Consider the following 1,305-nt stretch of genomic DNA (forward strand, 5'->3'; position numbering starts at 1 on the left):
TTGCCGGGCACTCTAAGGCCAGGTAGGCAGTCATCGCGCGGAGGAAGGGCGACATTGGTGCCGCAGGACCCGGCTGCCATCCAGCAGCAGATCGAGAACACCCGTGCCGAGCTGGCGGTAACCCTGGATGCAATTGCCGAGCTCGTGAGTCCCAGAAGGGTCGTCGAGCGGACCGGCGAGCAGATCAGGGGCCGGGTGGCTGAACTTCGTCAGAAGGTGATCTCCGGTAGCTTCGCCGGGCCGGATGCGATCACCACGGGATTCCGCGGGGAGGACGGGGAGGCTTTCGACGTCGGTGCGTCACCGGATGGGCAGCTCCTTGCCGGTGATACCGGTTCGGGATACGGCTTGCGACGCACCGTTCGGTGGGATCGGGTCCTCATAGCCGGGAGCGCCCTGCTACTGGCTGTCGGGGTCGGTCGTCGCCGCCGCCGTCGTCGTCGAGCCCAGTGACATTGGACTGCGTGGTGTGAGTTGCCGGCAATCCCCGTTCCCTCAGGTCGGCTCGTGCTGCTCCGCCATGGCGAGACCGGGTGGAGCCGGTCCGGTCGGCACACCGGTGTCACAGACGTGCCACTCACACCGGCCGGGGAGAAACAGGCCGCCCGACTTGCGGACAGGCTCGCCGCCTGGTCCTTCGTCCTGGTCGCGGCGAGCCCGAGGCAGCGTGCCCTGCGGACGGCCGAACTCGCCGGCCTGACCCGTTCGGCCGACCATCGCGACCGGGCTGCTGCCGGTGCAGGGGTGGCGCGGTTCGAGGTCTGGGACGATCTCGCCGAGTGGAACTACGGAGAGTTCGAGGGAGTCACGACGCCTGACATCCGCCGATCAGTGCCAGATTGGACGGTGTGGACCGGACCCACCCGCGGAGGTGAGACCCCCGCCCAGGTCGGCGGCCGCGCCGATGTGGTGATCGGACGCGTCCTGTCGTACCTGGAACGAGGTGACGTAGCCCTGGTCGGGCACGGCCACATGCTGCGGGTGCTGGTGGCGCGCTGGCTGGAGCTCGATCCGGTTCTCGGCGCCCGGTTCGTGCTGGACGCCGGTGGGCTGTCCATCCTCGGGCACGAGCACGAGACGCGTGCGGTCCTGCGGCTGAACGAGCCGGCATAGGTGACCTGCTTCGCGGTTCGTGGTTTGCGGTTCGTGGTCCGGGAGTATCCAGCGGCCCCCGGCGGGTAGGCCTTCTTCACGCAGGCCCCGTCGGTGCGGCAGACCGCACCGACGGACAGGGCTGCACCGAGGAACAGGGCCGCCACGACGACTGGACAGGAGTGAGCCTCAATGACCGAGTCTCGACCACCT

General features: G+C 68.7%; 2 protein-coding genes. Both read left to right on the plus strand.

The window, feature by feature from the left end; genetic code table 11:
• Positions 1 to 453: DUF3618 domain-containing protein (locus tag U9980_RS19150; protein ID WP_322769180.1), on the plus strand; the 453-nt coding region annotated here is incomplete at its 5' end.
• A 54-nt stretch (positions 454 to 507) separates the two neighbouring features.
• Positions 508 to 1,113: a histidine phosphatase family protein gene (locus tag U9980_RS19155; RefSeq protein ID WP_322769181.1), complete on the plus strand. Its 606-nt coding sequence runs from the start codon at positions 508 to 510 to the stop codon at positions 1,111 to 1,113.
• Positions 1,114 to 1,305: the final 192 nt, after the last annotated feature.

The sequence above is a fragment of the Protofrankia sp. Cr1 genome, assembly GCF_963555865.1.
Taxonomy (GTDB): Bacteria; Actinomycetota; Actinomycetes; order Frankiales; family Frankiaceae; genus Protofrankia.